Raw genomic sequence first — 15,444 nt, 5'->3', positions numbered from 1 at the left:
GTGAATAATAATAAAAATAGCAGTACCCCCTCATTAATTTCCGCAGATGTGCGCCTAACCGGCTCACTGTTCAGCCAAGGCGAAGTACAACTTGATGGTCGCATCGAGGGTGATATTAAAGCCGAGGTGTTAATGATTGGCAGCCAAGGCCATGTAGAGGGCAGTGTTGAAGCCGGTGAAGTGACTATACGTGGTCGTGTAAGCGGTTCAATTCGCGCCAATAAGGTGGCAATTGAAAGCTCTGCACAGGTTCAGGGCGATGTGTTCCACAACACCCTGAGCATCGCCGCTGGCGCGCAGATGGAAGGGCAAATCAAACAGCTTAACCAACAAGAAACATTATCGCTTGTCAGCAATGATGAAGAAGCCTTGGTAGCCGAATCTTAACGGCTACTTTTTTCGCGCGGTGATGTACATGGTAACGGCCGCGCGAAACACCAACTCTCCACGCATATTCACTATCTCTACCGGCACCACTAAGTCTTCTTTATCGAACCATTGATGGGGCATAGGAATTTTCGCCGTTGCCTGCATATCGGTATCCACCTTATTTAAATACTCCACCGTCATTCCCTTGGGGATCCAGCGATGGGTTTTATGGGGCACGGTCGCATCCGTCATCACTCCGGCCACCAACTCGGCCAAATTACACTGGGCAATCGCATGTATAGTACCGATATGGTTATGCACGGCACGGCGGTTTTTCACCTTAGCCACACACTTGCCTGGCATCAGCTCACTAATAGCTGGTTTAATAGATGAAAAATACGGCGCTTTCGCACAGACGGCCTTTGAAAACAGCCAGTGCCCACAGGGCCACTTAGTGAACTTTTGATAGGTACGTAATAAAGGGGGTGCAGTCATTGTTCTTCTCCTTAAGCACTCATCGTACCAGTAAACATGCGTTTGGGTATAAATGCAACTACATCCTTAGTCGTATTTATTGGTCTTGAAGGTTCAAGCTCTACTAGTAACGGAGACGCCGCAACTTCAACACGAATAGAAACTTCTGTTCAGGAATGAATCTTTTGCACAGATGCTAATGCAATTAATAAGTTAGATCTTGTCGCGGTGGGCGACGAGCGACCGAAGCACGGCTTCGCAGCGCGAGGAGGTGGAGGCAAGGAGGCCGACAGGAGCCCCGCTTCAAGGATGAATGGCTTGCACATACTTTTAACCCTCCGTAACCCAACATTGCATTATTTCCTCAACGCGCTTCGAGAAGTGAACGTAACCAGCGCGCACAGGGCGTCCATGCCCTGAGCACGCTTTCCCCCGCTGCCCCCTCCTCGCTGAGTTCGTCACCTTCAAGCGGCGAGAGTGAAATTGTTCACTCTCTTATTTCCGCTTTCAGCCCTGCGGGCGATTACTCTTCTCGCATCGCGTTTCGGATGCAATGTAAGGGGGTTTAGCTGATAAATCTGCGTTTCAATTTAGGTTAACGCAAACTGTAAATCTGATTAAAGCGAGGATCGGACGTTCATCCTTCCACCGAAATCACAGTGTATGCGTCCATAGTCGTTGAGTTTCCCCTATAGTCAGGAAACGATCCAATGGGTCGTTTTTGTCGTGTCCACGTTTAGAGCAATGTAGCGTAACTTCAATGCTGGTAAGTACTTCCTAAATTTGCTATCAATGGTCATAGGACAAAAACGAGACAGATTGCGGCAGAAAAACGACCCAATCGCTCGATATTAAATTGTTATATTCCTAGAGTTTCATCAACATGGAGAGTTATAAATGAGAGTATTTATTTTTAGTTTTGTTTTACTTTGTTCACAGTTTTCATTCGCCTCAGATTTAATTTTAGCTGAGGAAATTAAGTTAAAGTCCGATACACTTGGGGAAGAAAGAAACTTATTAATAAAACTTCCAAAGAAATATCACGATGAAGATAATTCGTATCCAGTATTATACGTACTACACGGTCAATGGGATATGCTTTCAACCCTATCGACTATTGATCTATTAGAAGATCAAATTCCAAACTTTATAGTTGTAGGTATAGAAAGTAGAGGAAAAGAACTTAGTCCTGAAAATGGAAAAACAACGCCCTTTGCTGAGTTTCTTGCGACAGAAGTCGTATCTTTTGTTAATGATAATTACCGAGTTGCGCCTTATACAATTCTATCTGGGCATTCTAATTCAGGCCGTTTCGTCTTAGATTATTGGTTAAGTAATAATCCTGGTTTTTCTAAATACTTCGCTTTCAGTCCTTCTCTTGACGATAATTACATCTTAGATATGGTATCCAAATCAAAAATTGAGGATTTAAAAAAGAAAGCTCCTCTTACGATCACCATCGCAAATGAAGGTGAGCATATGCAAAACCCTTTTACTGAATTAACTCAGAAGTTAAGTAACTTATCTAAAAGCTCTTTTGAATTCCAAAAATTCCCAGAGCAATCTCATAGAACCACTAAACATTCTTCTATGCAATATGCTTTACAATCAACATTTGCGGGCTGGGAACCAACCTACGAAGTAAAAACTTCAGGGTTAAACGGTTTAAAAAAACACTATACAGATTTATCTAAAAAGTTTGGGTTTAAGGTTTCTGTTCCAATCGAAACCTTGCAAAAGTTAGTAGCTCATTATGCTATTTCTGAAAATGCGACTGAAGAACTTAATAAGCACATAGCTTTCACGATTAATCAATCTTCAGAAGGCATAGATTCACTGTTTGAAATATCTGACTATTTATCTAGTAATGGATATAAAGAAGCCGGTGAAAATATTCTCAATGTAATATGTGATCAGGCTAAAAATAATCAAAGGTGTAGTGGTTAGTACGGAATATAACAAGGTAATTAAACGGAAAATTAACAGTTGGCTTTTTCCGCTTCGCTTCAAATTATAGCCAACTATCAATTTCCGCTTATTGCGGTGTTACCACAGTCCACTAGTGGCACTTATCAGCCCATCAGCAAACTCTGAAGTATCAGGTGTCGCCTCTCCCGTTTAGATTCGCGCTGGAGAAATCGGCTTTTGTTGTGAAACGTGGGGTGGATAGCGAGACACGATGTCGAGCTAGATTTATCAGGACATGGAGGTGCTGTTAAATCGCATCAACACCTAAGCGGAACGTTTAACAAAACGCAGAATTCGGAAGCTTTGGCGAATCACGGGTTCGCGGAGTTTCCAAAGAGGGAGTCGAATCACTCCCTCTTTGGTTGTCGTCGCCAACGCGACAAAATAAACGCGACAAACACACAAAATATTTCCATATTAATGCTGGCATCTATTTGGCGACATTTTTACAATATGTCTTTGTAAGCTAGGCCGTATTATTATCGTGAATTCTCCTTTAGTTACACCGACTACTCCCCAGAATATTCAACCCAGCAAATCTCTGATCACCGTATTAATGATGCTGGTGGTGTTTTGCCCGCTGGCCATCGATATTTACCTGCCCGCCTTTGTGGTGATGGCCAAAGATTTCCAGGTATCACAACAGCAACTGCAACAGACGGTTGCCATTTTTATGCTCACCGTGGGCTTAGGTCAGCTTGTTGCCGGCCCCCTGGCCGATAAAATAGGTCGCCGTCCCGTTGCCCTTGCGGGTATTGTGATTTATGCCCTGGCCGCCACGGCCGGTGCCATGGCCCGTGATTTAAATTGGCTGTTGGTGGCCCGTGCCGTGCAAGGAATCGGCGCCTGTGCCACCTTTGTTGCCGCGTTTGCCATCGTGCGCGACGTGTTTGGTCCGGCGCGCAGTGGCCAGATGCTGACCTATTTAAATGGCGTGGTGTGCTTTATTCCCGCCCTGGCGCCCATTTTAGGAGCCTGGCTGACGCTGCGTTTTAACTGGCAAAGTAACTTTATCTTTATGCTGATATGGGCCGTGATCGGTGCCCTCGCCACCTGGTTTATCTACCGCGAAACCCGCCCGCATGATAGCCACTATCAGGGCCATATTTTCGATTTTCGGCGTTTTATGCCCATTTTACGCAACCCAATTTTCTTGTTTAACGGCTGCATCACCATGCTAACCATGGGCTCAATTCTAATGTTTGTAACCAGTGCTCCGGGCTGGATCATCGAGCACCTGGGTGACGATATTCCAACCTTCACGCTGTGGTTTTCTCTTAATGGCACCATCAGCGTGGTGGCCTGCTTTATCGCCCCACAGCTTATTAAACGCAGCTCCCGCCGCGCCCTGCGCTTAGGTCTAACCCTGATGTTGGTGTGCGCCATTGCCTTGGTGGCCGGTCAACACAGCGCACACGCCGCAGCGCTGATGATACCCATGTTTGTAGGCGCCCTGGGTTATGCGCTTATTCTTGGCAGTGCCGCCGGCGCCGCCCTAGCCCCTTTTGCTAAGCAGGCGGGCACCGCCTCTGCTTTGGTTGGCGTTATGCAGATGAGCGGCGCAGGAGTGCTGGTGCTAATAACCCAGTCTCTGCCCCTGTCAGCGCCAGCGTTAATCGCTCTGCATATAGGTATGCTACTGCCATTTTGGCTAGTTCTACTCGGCAACAAAGGAAAAATGTTACATAAATAAGACAAACTGTTGCATTTTTAGCCAGTAATTTTTGAAGGGTTCTCAAATTGCTGGCTCCTGTCCCCATAGTAATCCAGCCTTAAAATCCTCTTTTAATTTAGCTAGATAGAAGCCTCTTTATAACTTTCCTGCCCATATCATCTACAGAATATTCTAAAAAAGTAGAAAAAAAGGAACAAAATACTATTGCACTTTGTGCCAACATACGTAACATTGTTAACGAATGTTAAACAACGGTTAACACCCTTCAATGCTTTTGAGGTTACTATGAAAAAAACAATGATTCGCAGCGCGGTTGCGTTAGCACTTCTAAGTGGCGCAACACAGTCTATGGCTGCTGATGACCGTTACATCATCCAAGTTGACAACGATAAGAAAGGCGTCGTGAAAGCGCTCGCTAAAAAACTGGGTGGTGAAGTTAACATGGATAGTGATGGCTTCTTCGCAGCGACTTTCGCTGGTAAAGACTTGGCCACGGTTAAAGGATTACTAAACAACCCACACGTTAAATTGGTAGAAGCAGACCAACGTCGTTACCCAATGGGTCTATATAACGACGACCTTGGCGATCCAATGTCACAACAGCTGACTCCTTATGCTGTTTACCAATCACAAGCTAACCAGGTGACTTTCAACGCCAACGCTGGCATGAAAGTATGTGTTATCGACTCAGGTCTTGACGCATCTAACCCTGACTTCAACTGGGGTGCAATCACAGGTGATAATGATTCAGGTACTGGTAACTGGTTCGACAATGGCGGCCCACACGGTACTCACGTAGCCGGTACTATCGGTGCAGCAGACAACAACATCGGTGTAGTCGGTATGGCTCCGGGTGTTGATATGCACATCATCAAGGTTTTCAACGCCGCTGGTTGGGGTTATTCATCTGACCTAGCTCACGCTACAAACCTATGTTCACAAGCGGGCGCCAACATCATCAGCATGAGCCTAGGTGGCGGCGGTTCAAACAGCATTGAATCGAATGCATTTGCTAACTTTACTGCTGCAGGCGGTCTTGTAGTAGCGGCAGCAGGTAACGATGGCAACAGCGTACGTTCATACCCTGCCGGTTACCCATCGGTAATGATGATCGGTGCCAACGATGCCGACAACAATATCGCAGACTTCTCGCAATTCCCAAGCTGTACTTCTGGCCGCGGTAAAAACGTGACCGAAGATGAAACCATCTGTGTAGAAGTAACTGCAGGCGGTGTTGATACGCTTTCTACTTACCCTGCGGGTATGGCGGCATTCGCTTCAGCTTCAGCTGACGGTGCAGGTGTAGAAGTATCGGCAATGGAAAATACAGGTTCAGCAGCCGGTGATCTTTACTTCATGGGCACGGCAGAAGCGACCGACGGCGGCGCAGCTGGCAAAGTATGTCTAATCGACCGTGGTGTAATCTCTTTCCACGACAAGGTTGCTAACTGTGAAGCTTCTGGTGGTCTGGGCGCGATTATCGTTAACAACGAACCTGGCATGCTTTACGGCACACTGGGCGACACCAACAGCACTTCTATCCCAGCAGTAGGTACAGCCCTTGAAGACCGTGCAGCACTTATGGCAGCAACTTCAGCGACTGTTACTATCTCTGCGAGCGACTATGGCTACATGAGCGGTACTTCAATGGCAACACCTGCTGTTTCTGGTATTGCAGCACTAGTTTGGTCTAACCACCCAGAGTGTACTGGTACAGACATCCGTAACGCGCTTAAAGCGACTGCAGATGACCAGGGTGCAGCGGGTAAAGACGTATACTTCGGTTACGGTATCGTAAAAGCGGCCGACGCTGATGCATACCTAACGGCTAACGGCTGTGGCGGTGACGGCGGCAACGGTGGCAACCCAGGTGCTGACGTTACACTTGACGCTAGCGGCTACAAAACTCGTGGCGACGCATACGTTGACCTATCGTGGGCCGGTGCAGCAACCTCTATGGTAGATATCTACCGTAACGGTCAGCTAATCACAACTACGGCTAACGATAACGCTCACACTGACAGCCTAGGTAAGGTTGCGGGTAGCTTCGGTTACCAGGTGTGCGAGCAAGGCAGTTCAGTATGTTCAACAACTGTTACTGTTAACTTCTAAGCCAAATTAGAAGTAAGTAAATAAAGCGGGCTTTATGCCCGCTTTATTGTTTTTTGTCTAGCTGCTACCCTGTGCGCTTTACAGGCCACCTTTCGTTATCATGCTTAACCCCGAACTTCTCTTGTCCTTTCTCGGCGCCAGTTTTCTAATCGCCGTGGGTCCAGGCCCTTCCAATGCCTTTTTAATGGCGCAAACCTTTGCCAATGGTCGCCGCGCCGGGCTGCATTGTGCCCTCGGTTTTGCTTTAGGCGGCGTGGCCCATACCCTGTTTGCCGTGGTCGGCTTATCGGCCTTGCTCAAGGCCTCCACTACCGCCTATACCACGGTGCAATATTTAGGGGCCTGCTATTTGGCTTATCTCGGCATTATGACTCTCTGGCAAAGCTGGCAGCAAAATGCGGCGAGTGAGGCGTGTGAAGACAAGCCCCATGTGCAAATTAAAAAACAAAGCCCGCTGTTGCAGGCCATGATGACCGAGGTACTGAATCCCAAGGTGGCGCTCTTTTTTATCGCCTTTATTCCTCAATTTGTTGACCCGACACTCAACACCTCCACCACGGTACAACTGGCTATTTTTGGCCTGCTCTACCCTATCCTGGCGTTTCCGGTGGATTGCACCTATATCTATTTCGGTGACAAGATTGCCCGTTACTTTAAACGTAACCCCAGTGCCCAACTCTGGATAGACAGGCTAACCGGCTTGATCTTTATAGCGCTGGCCATCAACCTGCTGCTCTAGCGCAACACGAGCTGACCTGTCTTTATTTTTGCTGCAACAACCAAAGATAGAACTGCTGCAAATCATCAAAGCGCCTGTCCACATGGCTAAAATCCTGAACCTGGGAATGGCAATTAGGGACGGCGGCCACCACCAGTCCGGCATCTTTGGCCGAGCGCGAGCCGGTATGAGTATCTTCAATGGCGATGCCCTGCGCGGCGGGCACCGACAGCTTCTCAAGTGCCATAAGATAAGGCTCGGGATGAGGCTTAGGGTGATGCACATCGTCCTTGCAGACGATACAGCTAAACAGGGAGCTTAGTTGATACCCCTGCAAAATGGGCTCTACCTCATCGCGGGTGCTGCCGGTCACTAGAGCCAGAGTAAAGCCCGCTTGATGAGCCTGACGCAAAATAGTCTCGGCATAAGCCATCAACGGCGGCAAGGTATTTTGTGCCCGCTCGGCAAAGAGCTTGTTCTTTTTGGCGGCCAAGGCCAAAGGATTTACCTGCAAACCATGTTCGAGCACCATGTCCTCGGCCGAGGCCAGTGTTGGCCGCCCAGCATAACGCTGACAAAAGGTCAGTTCATCATAGCGAACGCCATACTCCGCCAGTACCAGATCCCAGCAGTGAAAGTGCACCGCCTCCGAGTCCACCAAGGTGCCATCAAAATCAAATAACAAGGTGGTGATCATGCTCCCTCCCCATAAACACAAAAGCGCCCTGAGGCGCTTTTAATTGGTTTAACTTGCTGTGGGTGGCTCGGCGCTGGCCGGTTCGCCGCTTTCCAGCTCAACCAGCTCATAACCACGAGCCTGGCGTACTACTTTTAGCACCGGCTTTTCAAAAGCGCTTTTTAGTCGCTCAGCATCGGCTTTAAGCTCGTCAAGGTCATGGCCAAAGGGTGCGGCACCGGTTTCTGACCAGTTACTTACCTTGCCATTGGCTGTGTATTCCACTTCGTGGATTTGATAAAGCGGCTCTTTGCCCTGCTCTTCCGCCAAGATAACGCGATAGTTCCAAAATCCAGACATGCAAATGCTCTCATGTATCTATAAAAACTGTACTGTACCAGTAAGGTGATGCGATATAAACGAAAAAACCCGCCATCAAGGCGGGTTTTGCATAACTTGCTTATTCGTTAGCTTAGAAGAAGCTGATCTTGAACTCGGCGCCAATGTAGCGCTCTTCGTTCACCATGGCGGTATTGTTGTTGAAATCAACGGCGCCAATGGCTTGCTGCTCATCAAACAGGTTACGAACGAAAGCCGACACTTCATATTCGTTGTCGCCTTCTGCCCAGCTATAACCAGAACGTAAGCCAACTTCGGTCAAGGCCTTGCCTTCAAACTCCACCGACTCATATAAGAAGAAGTCGATTTCGCTGCGGTATGAAACGTCCGCATAAGTGAAGAACTCACCATCGGCCATTTCACGGCTGTAACGAAGCGTTAGGTTTGAGATCCACTCAGGAGCGTGCGGCAAACTGTTGCCGTCCAAAATAGCTCGGTCTTCAGGACCAAATGCACCCGGCACTTGATAGGTAGGATCCGTTACCGTACACTGAGCACAAACTGCAACCGCTAGGTCATCGTCTTTCAGCTCGGTGTTATTGTAGCTCAGGTTGAAAGTAGCATTTAGGTTGTCTGTTAGTACCCATTGGGTATCTAGCTCAAAACCATAACCAGTTGTTTTATCAGCGTTAACAAGACGGTTAAAGTTGGCACCACCACCTACTGCGGTCAGTTGCTGATCGTCCATATCGTAATAGAATACAGCCAGGTTAACGCGACCACGACCATCCCATACATCTGACTTGATCCCGGTTTCGTACGAGGTCAGAGTTTCAGACTTGGCTACGGTTACTTCGTCGCCAAACAGGATACGACCCTGAATACTTGGTGCACGGAAGCTGTTGGCAACACGGGCGTACCAGTTGATATCATCATTCACTTTATAGTTGGTTGAGATATCCCAGCTCACATGGTCGTCACTTGGGTTTTCCGTTAGGAACAAGGTACCGCCGCCAACTGGGCTCAAGGTACGGTTCGCGCTAAATTCTTTATCGTCGTCGGAGTAACGCAGACCCACGGTCACTTTAAAGTCGTCGGTTACTGTGTAATCAACCGAGCCGAATACCGCCCAGGCTTCGGTGTCTTGCTGCTGGAGCACATAACCGTTCAGGGCACCATTGGCGGCCGTGTCGTAGCTAAAGTTTTCAATGGTCAAAGCTTCATCAAAGTAGAACAAACCTACCTGATAGTTAAAGTCGCCAGAGAAGTTACTGGTCAGGCGCAGCTCTTGAGTATATTGATCGTGATCCGGAATACCGTCGGCACTTTCTGAGGTGAACGGAATAAAGCCTGGGCCACTTGGCACTGCTTGGCCGTCGATTTCATAACCGCCGTAACCACCGTCGATATCGGCGCGTGAATAGATCTCAGCACTTTCCCACGCCGTGATTGAGGTCACTGTGTGCTCATCCAGATCCCATTCCAGGCGCAGGCTGGCACCTTGAGATTCTACTTGCTGAGTTGCACGTGAAGCGGCGTCGTGTTGTACCTTGTCGTGGTCAAAACCGGATACCAAATCATTGCTGCCCGCTTTGATGGCATTGGCACGAAACGCAATAGGCGTGCCGTCCATATCGCGAACATGGTAGTTAAACAGGCCGGTGAAATCGTCGCCTTCGTAAAGGAATTGAATACGCGCGGCTTGGTCGGTGTAACCGCCTAGCACGTCTTTTTGTTCAAAACCCGGAGCGACATTATCGATGTAATCGTCTTTATCTTGCCACAGTACAGAAACGCGCGTTGACAGGCGATCTGTTAAAGCGCCACCTACGGCACCTTCAAAGTCGATAGCACCACGGCTGCCGTATGATACTGAGCCATAACCTTCAAAGTCCTGGCTTGGTTTAACGGTATCGAACTTTACCAGACCCGCCGGGGTATTACGGCCGAACAGGGTACCCTGAGGACCACGCAATACTTCAACGCGAGCCACGTCAAATACTGGGAAACCTTTAAGAATGGCGTTTTCTTGCACCACTTCGTCAACAACTAAAGAAACTGGTTGTGAGGCGTTCAAATCGAAGTCTGTGTTACCTAGACCACGCACGTAAAAACGTGGGAATGAGCGACCGAATGAAGATTCAATCGACAAGCTTGGGATCTTGGCATTCATAAAACGAATATCCATACCCGCGGAGCTGTACGCATCCAGGCTGTCGCCCTGAAGTGCAGAAACGGCTACAGGAACTTCCTGTGCATTTTCAACACGTTTACGAGCTGTGATTTGAATAACTTCAAGTGATTTGTCTTTCGCCGCTGGGCCTTGTTGCTCGGCAGCTGTGGAAGAGAATGCAGAACCTGCAGCAGCAGATAACAGCGTTGCTTTAATTAGATTGGCAAGCGCAGTACGTTTCATCGCTTTCATGTCGGATTTAACCCTTATTTGTACTCTTTTGTTCATTGGTAGATATGTAGCGCCCTATCACCCGGCACAATGTTCAATTTTTCGCGTGCTCCACGCGGACCTTAAATTTGAGAGTACAGGCACCAATAAAAGGCTGAACATTACGGTGGCGAAGTATAGCACCGAAATGAAGCTTCAAATCAGCTTTATTTCATTTTTTTGCAACATTTCCCACCTTTTACCAACACAATCGAGAATTTTAAAAGATTTTATGCGCATTTAAGGACAATTGTCCTTTATGCATAAAAAATAAGCATAGTCTAATTATAATATTTCGCGATACCCACCAAACTTATAAACATAAAAAGCCCAACACCGAACCTAACTGGTTAATAAATATACCATTCAAAAATAATCAGGTGGCGCCAAATCAATCTTCAACTTGTGCAACAAAGACAAGATAGCGAGATTAAGTTCTTCGCTGCGGGCCAGGTACAGATTAAAGTCGGTGGTTTCAATATAACAAAGCACCTCGATACACAGCCCCCGCGGCACAAATCCGGTAAAGCGCGCGCGACAGGGGCTATCTGCAACATCTGGCTGCTGCCCCAGCAGTTGCATCAACTCGGCTTGTAGGTCCGCGATCTGCGCGCTACTGGTACTTCTATCAAGGATCAGCTCGGGACGATAGCCAATACGCTCACGCTCGGAAATGTTTTCCAACTCCATGTCAACAAAACGAGCATTGGGCACATGGATCACTGTGCGGTTTAAGGTGCGCACCCGGGTGGCCCGCAAACCTATTTCTTCCACCGTACCAACCTGCTCGCCAAAGCGGCATACCTGCCCTACCCTTACCGGCGCCGATGAATACAAGGTGATAGCACCGATAATGTTCTCCACCGATTTTTGCGCCGCCAGTGCCACCGCCAAGCCGCCAATACCCAACCCGGCCACTAAGGTGGTGGCGCTAAAGCCAAGGTTTTCCAACCATAAAAATAACGCCATGATGACCACGGCGATTTGCACTACGTTGCCAAGCGGTCGCAGCAAATACACGGCTTGCTCATTGCCTCGTAGGATCAAGCGCTGGCTAAAACGATAACGGACTACGTCAATGGCGCGCAGGGCAAACCAGGTCCAGGCTAGGATCAATAAGGTCGCCCCTTCAAAGACGGCTTTGCTGGCCAGCGTCGAATTGGCCTCTGAGGCCAGGTTGCGGGCCAATATCACCCCGAGCAACAAACACAAGGGGCCATTGATCAAACCACTGGCCTCGGCACTTAAATCCGGCTTAATACGCTTGGCAATAAAGGCAAGCACCCGGGTAATGGCAAGCGCCAGTAATAAATACACCAGTAAATTGGCACTGTAATAGACCCATTGCCAGAGTTTGACCCCGAGAAAACTTTGATCCGGGAGGTGCTTGTAGAGCCACTCGCCGCTTGGGGAATAACTGTAATGCGTCTTTAATAAGGGGATTTGTGCCACCGTGGCATTAGATATCTTCCAGATATAATTACCGCCACTCTCTGCTGGCACCCTTTGTAACAAAATCTGCACCGGCCCCTGAGCGGTTGTGAGTTCGCCCACCAAGTCGCGATAGCTAGGCAGTAAATCCTGCTCCTTGCCTTGTGGCTGACTGCTGAGGCTTGGCAAGTCGACCCAAAGAGTGCGCTCCAGCACCAAATAAAGGATTTCCGCCAATTGCGGTTTGCCCAGCGCCAACACCTCGGGGCTCAAGTTACGAAAATCTAAATAGTCACTGGCCAAGGTAAAATCGCGAGACCTAGCGGCATTAAGATAACCCTGCATGGCCCCACGAGGCGTTTCCCTGTGCAGCTTATCCAGCGCCACCTCTTCAATACCTTGGTCTTGCTCGCTTGCCTCTTGCTCCGTCTGCTCAGGCTGCTGATTTTGCAATATCTCTTTTACCGTTACCTTGCCTTGTGTGGCACCGCACAGGCTACTGGCCAATAACAAAACCAGTAAGCACGCCCTTATCAACATCGTCTAATATCCTTAATTCCATCTTCAATTAGCATAGACAGCAAAATTAAAAAGCTCACACTTTATCGTTAAAAATTGCCTTAAAAGCAGACACTTGATAGATTCAAAAAGCTATTTTTATTTTTGGGATCATTATGTTTAAGCCTTTTTATTCCTTAGTCGGCGCCGCGATAGGCAGCGCCCTTATGGCTTTGGCTAACCCAGCCTACAGCGCCACCTATGTTAAAGCCGACAAAATGTTGGATGTCACCAATGGCAAGGTACTTGAGAATGTCGTTATCAGCATAGATGAGGGTGTTATCACAGACATTGGCCATACCCTGCCGACCCCCTTGGGCGCCGAGGACCAATTAATCGACTTAGGCAACAAGATGCTGCTGCCCGGTTTAATGGACATGCATGTGCATCTGACTTCGGATCCCACCGTGCCCCGAGTGCAACGTTTTAGCGATTCGGCGCCGCGTAAAGCAATAAAAGCGGCCTACTTTGCTCATAAAACCCTGCTCGCAGGCTTTACCACCTTGCGTAATATTGGCGCCACCGGCTACAGCGTGATTGCCCTGCGCGATGGTATAGAAGCAGGTGATGTACCCGGACCGCGGATCTGGGCGGCCGGCCCATCCTTGGGAGTCACTGGAGGCCACTGCGACAACAACCGGGTACCGCCGGAATTAAATTACCGTGCCGAAGGCGTGGCCGATGGTCCCTGGGCGGTGCGCGCCAAGGTACGTGAAAATATTAAATATGGCGCCAACGTCATTAAGTTTTGTGCCACCGGCGGCGTTTTCTCCAAAGGCACCAAGGTGGGTGTACAGCAATACAGCCAGGAAGAAATGAATGCCCTGGTGGAAGAAGCACATCTGCGTGGCTTAACCGTGGCCGCTCATGCCCATGGCACCAGCGGTATCAAGGCGGCCATTATCGCCGGAGCCGACAGCGTTGAACATGTCAGCTATATCGACGACGAAGGCATTAAGCTGGCGAAAAAGCACGGCACCTGGTTGTCCATGGATATCTACAACACCGAATACACCCTCACCTATGGTGAGCAAAATGGCGTTGCCGAGGAAAACCTAAATAAAGAGCGCCAGGTATCCAAGCGTCAGCGTGAAAGCTTTAGTCGCGCCGTGGAGGCGGGGTTGAATATGGTGTTTGGCACCGACGCCGCTATTTATCCGCACGGTGACAATGCCAAGCAGTTTTCTCGCATGGTGGAGTTTGGCATGACACCCTTAGAGGCCATTCAAAGTGCCACCATCAATGCCGCCAAGCTATTGCGCGCCGACAAGCAATTAGGCCAGTTAAACACTGACTTTGCCGCCGACATGATTGCCGTTGACGGTAACCCGTTGGAAGATATCAGCGTCTTGGAGCGGGTTGATTTTGTGATGAAAGCGGGCCAAGTTTATAAGCAGCCGCAATAGGAGAGCATAATGACTATTAATACTTCACTACCGGGTCAGTGGCCAATCTTTGTTATTCAGGGGATCATCGCCATTATCTTTGCCGCCGTGGCCTGGTTTTCACCGCAAGCCACCATAGGCGCCTTGATCTTTGTCTTTGCCGCCTTCTTTATGTTCGACGGTTGCTCGCGGATTTGGCTGGCATTTAAACAAAAGCAGTATTCGTCTTACTGGTATTTAACGCTGATAGCCGGCATTTTAGGTATTGTCGCAGCCATAGTTACGGTCAGCATGCCTCAGCTGACCGCCTTGATCATGCTCTATTTGATCGCCTTTTGGGCCATCATTATTGGCATGATGGAAATGGCGGCAGCGATCAAGCTCTTTAAGCACCTGCAGGGCGTGACCTTGTTGCTGTTAAGCGGGGTGGTATCGATCATCTTTGGTATCTATCTGATCATTAACCCGGGCCAGGGGATCATTGCCATGCTTTGGCTGGTCGCCATTTATGCCTTTGCCTTCGGCATCATCTTATGTTGGCTGGGCTTTAAGCTACGCGCCTTGGATAAGGCGCACGGCTAACTGTGCCTTTGCCACCTACAGCATCTCGTTGTAGGTCGACTGTAGGTCGGGCTTTCAGCCCGACAATGGCTTGCCGACAATGCCCTTTTGTCGACGCAGAGCATCGACCTACAAACCTTAATGTAAGGCGGCGCGATATGGCAAAGAGGCACAGATTTGTGCTTCGCGGGTGATCACCTCGGCCAGACGAGCATCCACTTCTTCTTTATCGAAATATTCGTAGGCCAATTCCACAAACAGATTCTTGTGTTTTTCTTCAGACTTGGCGATGGCGGTATAAAACTCCTTGTCCTTACCCGGCGGCAACGCCTCGGCGATTAAAGCAAAACGCTCATGACCGCGCGCCTCAATCACCGCAGCCACCAGCAGGCGATCGAGCATAAAGACTTCTTTACCATGGCGGAACATGCCGCGCAGCTGATTTACATAGGGGTCTTTTTTATCGTCGCCGAGATTAACATCACGCTCGGTAAGCAACTTCACCACCTGCTTAAAGTGGATCATTTCTTCAAGTGCCAAGTCCGTCATGGCCTTGACCAATTTACGCTTATCCGGGTAGTGAGACAGCATAGAAAGCGCCATGCCCGAGGCTTTTTTCTCAGCGGCGGCATGATCTTGTAAAAAGGCGTCGAAGTCGGCAAGCACCGCATCGGTCCACTGCTGTGGCGTATTAAATTCGAGTTCAAACATAAGCATTACTGACAACTAAAATTG

Annotated in this window: 13 protein-coding genes; 7 read left to right on the top strand and 6 right to left on the bottom strand. The window is 48.8% G+C overall.

The features are described from left to right. The gene (locus C2M34_RS12040) at positions 1–387 is read left to right on the top strand and encodes a bactofilin family protein (protein ID WP_233997986.1); all 387 of its coding nucleotides are present in this window, start codon (positions 1–3) and stop codon (positions 385–387) included. Positions 388–390: 3 nt separating this feature from the next. Here the strand turns inward: C2M34_RS12040 and C2M34_RS12035 are convergent, their stop codons facing one another. Then, entirely contained in the window at positions 391–864 is a 474-nt protein-coding gene (locus tag C2M34_RS12035) for a hotdog fold domain-containing protein (RefSeq protein WP_105200958.1), read from the bottom strand. A gap of 876 nt (positions 865–1,740) precedes the next feature. Between C2M34_RS12035 and C2M34_RS12030 the strand changes: the two genes are divergently transcribed. From C2M34_RS12030 to C2M34_RS12015, 4 genes are all read left to right on the top strand, one after another. Beyond that, a complete protein-coding gene (locus C2M34_RS12030; protein ID WP_105213076.1) occupies positions 1,741–2,790 on the top strand; it encodes an alpha/beta hydrolase in 1,050 nt (349 codons plus the stop codon). Positions 2,791–3,295: 505 nt separating this feature from the next. Further along, the gene (locus tag C2M34_RS12025; RefSeq protein WP_267894354.1) at positions 3,296–4,504 is read left to right on the top strand and encodes a multidrug effflux MFS transporter; all 1,209 of its coding nucleotides are present in this window, start codon (positions 3,296–3,298) and stop codon (positions 4,502–4,504) included. Positions 4,505–4,783: 279 nt separating this feature from the next. Continuing rightward, positions 4,784–6,598 (top strand): S8 family serine peptidase, encoded by a 1,815-nt coding sequence (locus C2M34_RS12020; RefSeq protein ID WP_442792791.1) that lies wholly within the window; start codon positions 4,784–4,786, stop codon positions 6,596–6,598. A 100-nt stretch (positions 6,599–6,698) separates the two neighbouring features. Beyond that, on the top strand, positions 6,699–7,337 hold the full coding sequence (locus C2M34_RS12015) for a LysE family translocator (protein ID WP_105200954.1): 639 nt from the start codon (positions 6,699–6,701) through the stop codon (positions 7,335–7,337). A 22-nt stretch (positions 7,338–7,359) separates the two neighbouring features. Here C2M34_RS12015 and C2M34_RS12010 read toward each other — a convergent pair whose 3' ends face one another. The 4 genes from C2M34_RS12010 to C2M34_RS11995 form a co-directional block, all read right to left on the bottom strand. Next, positions 7,360–8,013 (bottom strand): HAD family hydrolase, encoded by a 654-nt coding sequence (locus tag C2M34_RS12010; protein WP_105258929.1) that lies wholly within the window; start codon positions 8,011–8,013, stop codon positions 7,360–7,362. 48 nt (positions 8,014–8,061) lie between these two features. After that, positions 8,062–8,352 carry a hypothetical protein gene (locus C2M34_RS12005; RefSeq protein WP_105190169.1) on the bottom strand — a complete coding sequence of 97 codons (291 nt, stop codon included), beginning with the start codon at positions 8,350–8,352 and terminating at the stop codon, positions 8,062–8,064. A 112-nt stretch (positions 8,353–8,464) separates the two neighbouring features. Beyond that, positions 8,465–10,756 carry a TonB-dependent receptor gene (locus tag C2M34_RS12000; RefSeq protein WP_105258928.1) on the bottom strand — a complete coding sequence of 764 codons (2,292 nt, stop codon included), beginning with the start codon at positions 10,754–10,756 and terminating at the stop codon, positions 8,465–8,467. 384 nt (positions 10,757–11,140) lie between these two features. Continuing rightward, positions 11,141–12,745, bottom strand: a complete 1,605-nt coding sequence (locus C2M34_RS11995; protein ID WP_105258927.1) for a mechanosensitive ion channel family protein — start codon at positions 12,743–12,745, stop codon at positions 11,141–11,143. 185 nt (positions 12,746–12,930) lie between these two features. Between C2M34_RS11995 and C2M34_RS11990 the strand changes: the two genes are divergently transcribed. Then, on the top strand, positions 12,931–14,169 hold the full coding sequence (locus C2M34_RS11990) for a Xaa-Pro dipeptidase (RefSeq protein ID WP_325042620.1): 1,239 nt from the start codon (positions 12,931–12,933) through the stop codon (positions 14,167–14,169). Positions 14,170–14,178: 9 nt separating this feature from the next. Continuing rightward, the gene (locus tag C2M34_RS11985; RefSeq protein ID WP_105200950.1) at positions 14,179–14,730 is read left to right on the top strand and encodes an HdeD family acid-resistance protein; all 552 of its coding nucleotides are present in this window, start codon (positions 14,179–14,181) and stop codon (positions 14,728–14,730) included. Positions 14,731–14,847: 117 nt separating this feature from the next. Here the strand turns inward: C2M34_RS11985 and C2M34_RS11980 are convergent, their stop codons facing one another. Next, positions 14,848–15,420, bottom strand: coding sequence for a tRNA-(ms[2]io[6]A)-hydroxylase (locus tag C2M34_RS11980; protein WP_105201093.1), 573 nt, complete (start codon positions 15,418–15,420; stop codon positions 14,848–14,850). Between the last annotated feature and the right edge of the window lie 24 nt (positions 15,421–15,444).

This window comes from Pseudoalteromonas sp. T1lg88 (assembly GCF_002964765.1).
Taxonomy (GTDB): domain Bacteria; phylum Pseudomonadota; class Gammaproteobacteria; order Enterobacterales; family Alteromonadaceae; genus Pseudoalteromonas.
Note: the sequence above shows the minus strand (reverse complement) of the source record. Positions and strands in the feature narration are given on the sequence as shown.